General features: G+C 45.9%; 9 protein-coding genes and 1 pseudogene. All 10 read right to left on the bottom strand.

The window, feature by feature from the left end; all coding sequences use genetic code 11:
- Window positions 1-278, bottom strand: a 278-nt coding sequence (locus INF61_RS22590; protein ID WP_227413539.1) for a contractile injection system protein, VgrG/Pvc8 family, incomplete at its 3' end; no start/stop codon positions are given.
- A gap of 64 nt (window positions 279-342) precedes the next feature.
- The gene (locus INF61_RS22595) at window positions 343-780 is read right to left on the bottom strand and encodes a hypothetical protein (protein ID WP_063151767.1); all 438 of its coding nucleotides are present in this window, start codon (window positions 778-780) and stop codon (window positions 343-345) included.
- Window positions 781-883: 103 nt separating this feature from the next.
- Window positions 884-1,231 carry an immunity protein Tsi6 family protein gene (locus INF61_RS22600; protein WP_045342072.1) on the bottom strand — a complete coding sequence of 116 codons (348 nt, stop codon included), beginning with the start codon at window positions 1,229-1,231 and terminating at the stop codon, window positions 884-886.
- A 193-nt stretch (window positions 1,232-1,424) separates the two neighbouring features.
- Complete coding sequence (locus tag INF61_RS22605; RefSeq protein WP_193548145.1) at window positions 1,425-1,805, bottom strand: immunity protein Tsi6 family protein; 381 nt, start codon at window positions 1,803-1,805, stop codon at window positions 1,425-1,427.
- 37 nt (window positions 1,806-1,842) lie between these two features.
- Window positions 1,843-2,232, bottom strand: a complete 390-nt coding sequence (locus INF61_RS22610; protein WP_163294702.1) for a polymorphic toxin type 46 domain-containing protein — start codon at window positions 2,230-2,232, stop codon at window positions 1,843-1,845.
- 32 nt (window positions 2,233-2,264) lie between these two features.
- Window positions 2,265-2,466: pseudogene (locus tag INF61_RS23005) on the bottom strand (type VI secretion system tip protein VgrG); the annotation flags it as partial.
- A gap of 84 nt (window positions 2,467-2,550) precedes the next feature.
- Window positions 2,551-3,636 carry an ADP-ribosylarginine hydrolase Tri1 gene (gene tri1 / locus INF61_RS22615; RefSeq protein WP_193548143.1) on the bottom strand — a complete coding sequence of 362 codons (1,086 nt, stop codon included), beginning with the start codon at window positions 3,634-3,636 and terminating at the stop codon, window positions 2,551-2,553.
- Window positions 3,636-4,976, bottom strand: a complete 1,341-nt coding sequence (locus tag INF61_RS22620; RefSeq protein ID WP_193548144.1) for a PAAR domain-containing protein — start codon at window positions 4,974-4,976, stop codon at window positions 3,636-3,638. The genes tri1 and INF61_RS22620 overlap by 1 nt, the downstream gene beginning before the upstream one ends.
- Window positions 4,977-4,978: 2 nt before the next feature.
- Window positions 4,979-5,773 carry a DcrB-related protein gene (locus tag INF61_RS22625; protein ID WP_017384286.1) on the bottom strand — a complete coding sequence of 265 codons (795 nt, stop codon included), beginning with the start codon at window positions 5,771-5,773 and terminating at the stop codon, window positions 4,979-4,981.
- Between the two features lie 11 nt (window positions 5,774-5,784).
- The coding region (locus INF61_RS22630; RefSeq protein ID WP_116291354.1) for a type VI secretion system Vgr family protein at window positions 5,785-6,585 on the bottom strand (801 nt) is incomplete at its 5' end.

The raw sequence follows: 6,585 nt of genomic DNA on the forward strand, positions 1-6,585 counted from the left end.
ACCGTCAGCTGGTACACCGCATAGCGGGTGCCCGTCAGCTCCACGGCGCTCACCGCCACGCGCGTCACCTTGCCGTTGATATAGCGGGGGGTAAGCAGGTTCTGCGTGGGGATAGTCACCGTGACCGGCTGGCCCAGCAGCCTGCTGCGGTCAATGCGCGCGTCCGTGCCGAGAAGGGTCAGCGTCAGCGCGAACGACTCGGACATGGCCTCGCGGCCGGAGAGTTTCCAGAAGAGCAGCCCCTCAACCGGGAGCTGAACGGTAATTCGGTTGAGCATAATCTTTATTCCACTATGGACTCATCTCAGTGTTCATTGAGATATTTTTTATTAAATATCGTGCTTATTTAAGCCATAAACCTGAAAACATAAGGACGCTACCCAGGGAAACCAGGCATTTAGCAACGATAAGTAAGCCAGGCGCAACGACGGGTGTTATAGACGATATTGCTTCATAATTTTTAGCATTGTATTTTTTGTGCCTCCCTATAATCCCGGAAAAGATCGTGCAGAGCAGCACAACGGTAACTTTTAGTCCCCATACGCAGAGCAAAGACATGGAAAAGATAATCGAATACTGTTTCGCCGTGGCGACGGAGAACAATGACATTGACAGAGCTAACCATTTCAACGTAAAACCAATAACAACCGTAGCCACCAGCACCAGAACAAACATCAACCCGGCCAGGAACCATTGTTTTTTATTGAACAGATCTTTTCCATTCCAGATATGAACCAAAGTGATAAGAATGAAAAATATACAACCAATCCATTTCACCATTCATTCTCCACTCTTATTGTTCGTCACCATACAAACAATAAAATAAAATCAGCCGGAGCCATGACATTCACATCTTATCAGATATTAAAACGAAAACCCTTGATCACTTGCGATATCTTTTTTGTCTTTTCAAATATTCCAAATCTTGTTCATGCGGAAGAATAATCTTTAATCCTTGTCCCATCTGCGAAGCTATATAGTTAGCATTAGATAAATGTTCAGCAAGCTCGGCATCTGTTGTATCAAATTCTTTGGACGCGAGTACTCCAAGATTCAATGCATGTAATTTACTTTTATCTTTTTCAGCACCGATTAAGAGCGATTTAATATAATCCAACTGGCACTTCACCATAACATATAATGAAAAATCAGGTTTTATTTCCAATCGTTGATTGGTTATATCAATGGCATCATTAATGTAATCCAGACCAGTATAGTTTTCTTTATTCATGTGCAATCTTACACCGATTTTTATCTTGAAAAATACGCTATCCTTCCACCTTATTTGCTGGCAAGCTCGTTTTTTGACCGACCCAATGTCAGATTCAGGAAAACAACATCACCTAAGTATTTTAACAATACTTTCAAATTAGCATGTAAATCAATCAACATCCCCATCATGAAAATATATTTAACATTAAACCTTAAAATTCATTAGGGTATTTCACCTTGAGATTTTGTTGCTTTATTTTGTAATTGGCGTCAACCTCATGCGGCAGCCTAACCTTTAACCCTCGGCGGATTTGATCCACAATAAACCAGGCATCCGACAACCTTTCAAAAAACAACTCATCACAATTATCAAACTCCTTCACTGCATACATACCGAAAGTCATTTTCCATAATTTCGCCTTGTCCTTTTCCTTGCCTTCGATTAAATCCCGTAGAAATAATAATTGTTGTACAATAGAGTCGTACATTTGTAAAAGAGGGGCATGGGGATTGAGATTTTTTACCTCAGCATATCTCTTTTTTGCTAATATTAATGCTTTATCAACATAATTTAGAGCTGTCATTTCATTCATTATATGGAGGAAAAATATCACGCTTAGTGGTAAACCATTATGTCCCACCACCTTCTGTCTGGAAAGGTTTGTCTGGTACAGACCAGGTGTCCAAGGCTGGTGTGGCACTACTTCGAAGCATTTCTACTTTTTGTTGCGCCTGATAAGCTTTTACTTCTTTAGGAACAATTAACCCCGTATCCCTGACCTGTCCTTCTGGGTTAATGCCAAGTTTTATGGCAGGGGTCGATTCGTCAAGTGAATACCAGTTTCCTTGCCAATTACCTGGGGATTGATTCTGATAGGCTATTTTATCTTTATTGATTGTTTCAATTGTCACACTCTGCTCAAGATCTATACCGGTGCGATAAGCTGGTATTTTACTTACTTCAACAACCTGAGAACGCATAAAATCATCAACAATTTTTTGATTTGCACGGATATTAATATCTCTATTAAGATCGCCCGTACGTCCAAATGGTACGACACTGACGCCGGGATAACGGTGAAATCGGTGCGGTGAATGGTTTCCCCCTCACCGCTCGCATAGCGGTTCTCCTCGAAGTGGTAGCCCGCCGCCGTGGCCTTTCTCCACAAAGCGGCCCGGCCAGTCGTACACGTCGATGCCGCCCGGTTTCGGGGACGCCGGGTTCTGCTGCGCCTGGAAAAGCCACGTGTTCGGCTAACAAAACATTAGGTACAGACATAGAAAGAGGCACGGTACAATACCCGTGCCCGATGACTAATATAATTATAAAAAATTATCCTATGGAGCTCTATCGAACAGTTCACCTGCCATTTTGGCGATACGTTCGTGCTGTACGAGTTTGCTTTTCCACTCCTGCGGAATACCGGAATAACCATATAATGCTCCTGCGATTTGTCCCGCTGTCGCCGCAACGCTGTCAGCATCATCAGCAAGATTGGCGGCCAGCAGAATCGCATCCCGAAAGTTATCAGTATTCCATACGGACCACATCGCGGCCTCAAGCGTATCGATAACATAACCACTTGAACGAATCTGATCGCGAGTTTTTTGCTTATATTCACCCACGTTGATAATCATTACACGTGGCTGTAGCGGCATGACGTGAGGAGAAAAAACAAAATCCTTATTGCTACCGTTAATCATATGCACAAGTAAATAACTTAAATACTGTGTGCTATTTATTGCTTCCGCGGCTCCGTGCGTTGCTATACTTTGTTTTTTAGCCTCATAAAACGCTTTACTTAATGACTTTCTAAAAAAAATAGAGACAGGTGCTTGTCTGATAATGGAAGCATTACCTGCAGTTTCTGGCGCAGTATTACCGCTCCATCCAGGACCAACAGTTAAATATTGCTCTAAAGCATACCGAGTTGTATTGCCTATATCAAAACAGACGCCATTTGAACTATTATAACCATGCTGATACCATTCCAGTAGTTTATTCCTGAAGCATATAGTATCAGCATCACCTTTCTCAAGAAGCGTTTCCGCAAGACATAATGCCATGGATGTATCATCCGTCCATTCACCTGCGCGGAGTCGAAATGGCCCACCACCTGTCATATCTTTGACATGTGCTTTGTCACGAGGTAAAAATTCGAGCGTCGTACCAATAGCATCTCCAACAGCAAGACCTATAAGCGCACCGACAGCACGATCGCGTGATTCCGCGAGTGAGATGTTACATTGTGGTGTTAAGTCCCATTGTTCTTGTACATTACTATTCGAGGATGATTCTAAGGGCTTATTATCATAAGTATACTGCATCCTTCGCTGAACCAAAGGGCTGCTAACGGGTAAGTATTGTCGATATTTGTCCACATACTTTAGTAACGTTTTTAAATCACTGTGCAGATCGATCATTATAATTCCTTATATGTAAGCGCGGTTTTACCACCAGCATCAACACGCTCAACAACTTCAAATTTGGTACCTGGTTTGAAAAGCACTTCAGTTTCAGTTCCTTTATATTCAGAAAGAAAATCAATAGGCTTACCCGTTTTACCATTTATCGTAATGGTGGTATCTCCTGAAAAAGGAACTTTCTGATCGGTGCTCATAAATGCTGGGTCAGAAACAATACTACCCACCTGATTTTCCATTAGTACGTTTTCAGGTAACGTCGCGCCTCGATATGTTAACCCCTCATAGGAAGGAAGCTTATCAAGAGCGCTAGTAGCGTGACCCGCAAAAGCTTGAATTTCTGGTGTAAGTTCAGTCTGGCCTCTTAGCGCATTGTTAACCATCGGATAGCCTTCATTCGTAGTATAACCGTAAAGAGCCCCTACCTCATCATCGGTTAGCAGAGAGGAGAGTCGTTTATCCCCTTGTTCAGCAAGTTGTCTTCCCTTCGTTACCCATGTATTCGCCAGGTCTTTACCTACAGCCTCGGATAAACTCATCTTCGGTTTATTTAAAGCTGTAGCGCCTAATGGACTTGCTTCGACAGGTCTAACTGCCGGTATTTTACCAGCCCGCCACGCATCAAACCGTGCCCCGCCTTTAATGCCAGCCCCGCCGCCGATAACAGAGCCGATCAGCATCCCCCATTTCTGACCGTCGCTACCTTCGCCAAACAGCATTCCCCCCGCATAGCTACCAACAGTGCCACCGCCCATCGCACCGAGGGTACTCAGAAGTGCGATTGCCGGACTGGCCAGCACCGCCATCGCTCCGGCACCAACGGCGAGCATCGTCCAGTTTACCCATTCAGGGATTTCAGGACTTATTTCATCGGTCTGAACTTTGCTTCCACCAATAATAACATTACGCGATCCCTGACTAATCTCGGCGCTGCAAGTCAACTTATCGCCAATGCGGGAGGCGGGAAAGTTGTTGATGTAAACTTTTATCGATCCTTCCGCAACCCGTTGCAGGCTACCGCTGTGCTCATCACACTCTCCGGCTGACAGATGCGCGCGGATAGCCTTTCGGCTGTTGATAAAGACATTGGGTGAACCTTCTTTTAGCGTACCGGTAGTATGGCGTGGAGCCCATGACATACTGCCGAGGAGCTCACCCAACCCACCCGCAGCACATGCCCCAGCCGCAACGGCAGAAACAGCAACCAGCGCGGTCCCTCCGGTCACGACAACGGCAGCTGCGCCCAGAATTGCCCCACCAACCAATCCTGCGATCATCCAACCTTTTGAGGCTGTATGAGCAATCTCATCATCTACGCGTGCGGCCAGACATTCTGACATAACTATTCGGCTCGCTGTGCCATCAGATACCCACGTATCCGATCGGGTGTATTAAGTTGGTCAGAACCAGAGACCTGGCGGCATACGGAAAGCTGTGAATGTAAGTGATGTGACTCGTCTGCGAAAGTAGTCCACAGCGCGTAACGAAGGGGTTGGCTGCCCGGAACGGGTGCAATACTGAGCGGTTTACCCTGTTTTTCAAAAAGCAAATACTGCCCCTCTTTCGCCCGCTGAAGCGAAAGATGTCCATAAAGTTCCTGAATGTTTTCAAAAACACTAAGTACCTTACTCTCAACATCAAGCGCAAAAAATGGCCCCAGGCTGTCGGCAGCGAGCATTTCTTTAGTTTCGGTCAGAGCTGGTTTGTGGAATTTAATACTGCGAATAATTTCCCGGTATTGATTATGATAATAATCGCTAAATTCGCCCGGACATGTGCCAATATAACACACCAGCTTTTGTCCGCCAGGATGGTCACCGAGCAAAATCACCGTCTGCTTCTGAAAGATGGCTGAGTTATCATTTTTAAATTGATAAAAAAGCTCTACCGCCGGGTGACCATCAACAGAAGTCATCTGAGAGGATTCAAGACGAAAATCGGGCACCGTGATTTCCAGCTCTCGTACCAGGCGAGTTGCCGCATCATGAACTTTATCTTCATGTTTAGCACTCGCACGAGAAACAACAAAAGTAAACTCGCTTGCTCCATTATCACTCAGGGTAAATAAATTCATTGTTCTGTCTTTAAATACATCGGGTAAGGCGAGAGTTGCTTCCTGAAGAATATATTCGGCCATTCTGATCACTCTTACTTATTGGCATTAATTACAAAAAAACCATCTACTTCCTGCTGGATTTCACCCTGAAGGGATGCGCCAGGCGGAACGATGACGTTTCGTCCATCATCAGGGTTCAGGTGCAACTCGCCGGAAAGTGTATTAATTTGTGCAGTCTGTTTTGCAGTAAAGTTAAAGTTATTACCAATGATATGAACGCTACCGTCTTTGGATAGCTCAAGGGCGCTCTCACCACATTCCAGTCTCAGTGTATTCCCTGCGGAAAGTATAAAGTTGTTAACGACTTTATCGGTTCGACTCTTACCCGTCAGGCATATCACATCGCCTTTAATCCCTGATTTCTGGTTTTTCGCTACCCGTAACGTTTCATCTTCACCAACAAACTGGGTACGATTTTTTTCAGTAGAATGCGACTCGTCGTTTTTGACGTTAATATCCAGATTCCGCTCGGCCTGGATCCACACCTGCTCTGCGCCCGCCTTGTCCTCAAAGCGCAGGGCGTTGGCGTTGTCCACGGAACCGTCCTTGGTGCGGCTCATAAAGCCCATCTGCGTCGCGGCAGCCGGCAGCGCCCACGGCGGCATGCTGGCTTCGTTATACACGCGACCAGTGATAATCGGACGGTCCGGGTCGCCGTTGATAAAGTCCACCACCACCTCATCGCCGACGCGCGGGATCTGCACCCCGCCGTAGCCCTGGCCCGCCCAGGCGCTCGACACGCGCACCCAGCAGGAGCTGGTGTCATCGCCCTTCGCCAGGCGGTCCCAGTGGAACTTCACCTTCACGCGGCCATATTTGTCCGTCCAGATACT

Source organism: Enterobacter cloacae complex sp. P18RS, from assembly GCF_014982105.1.
GTDB classification, from domain to species: domain Bacteria; phylum Pseudomonadota; class Gammaproteobacteria; order Enterobacterales; family Enterobacteriaceae; genus Enterobacter; species Enterobacter hormaechei_C.

What these genes read in the sequence shown, in the direction of transcription:
- INF61_RS22605 (WP_193548145.1), bottom strand. Translation starts at nt 1,805, where the DNA reads ATGAATGAAATGACAGCTCTAAATTATGTTGATAAAGCATTAATATTA.
- INF61_RS22625 (WP_017384286.1), bottom strand. Translation starts at nt 5,773, where the DNA reads ATGGCCGAATATATTCTTCAGGAAGCAACTCTCGCCTTACCCGATGTA.
- INF61_RS22595 (WP_063151767.1), bottom strand. Translation starts at nt 780, where the DNA reads ATGGTGAAATGGATTGGTTGTATATTTTTCATTCTTATCACTTTGGTT.
- INF61_RS22620 (WP_193548144.1), bottom strand. Translation starts at nt 4,976, where the DNA reads ATGTCAGAATGTCTGGCCGCACGCGTAGATGATGAGATTGCTCATACA.
- tri1 (WP_193548143.1), bottom strand. Translation starts at nt 3,636, where the DNA reads ATGATCGATCTGCACAGTGATTTAAAAACGTTACTAAAGTATGTGGAC.
- INF61_RS22600 (WP_045342072.1), bottom strand. Translation starts at nt 1,231, where the DNA reads ATGAATAAAGAAAACTATACTGGTCTGGATTACATTAATGATGCCATT.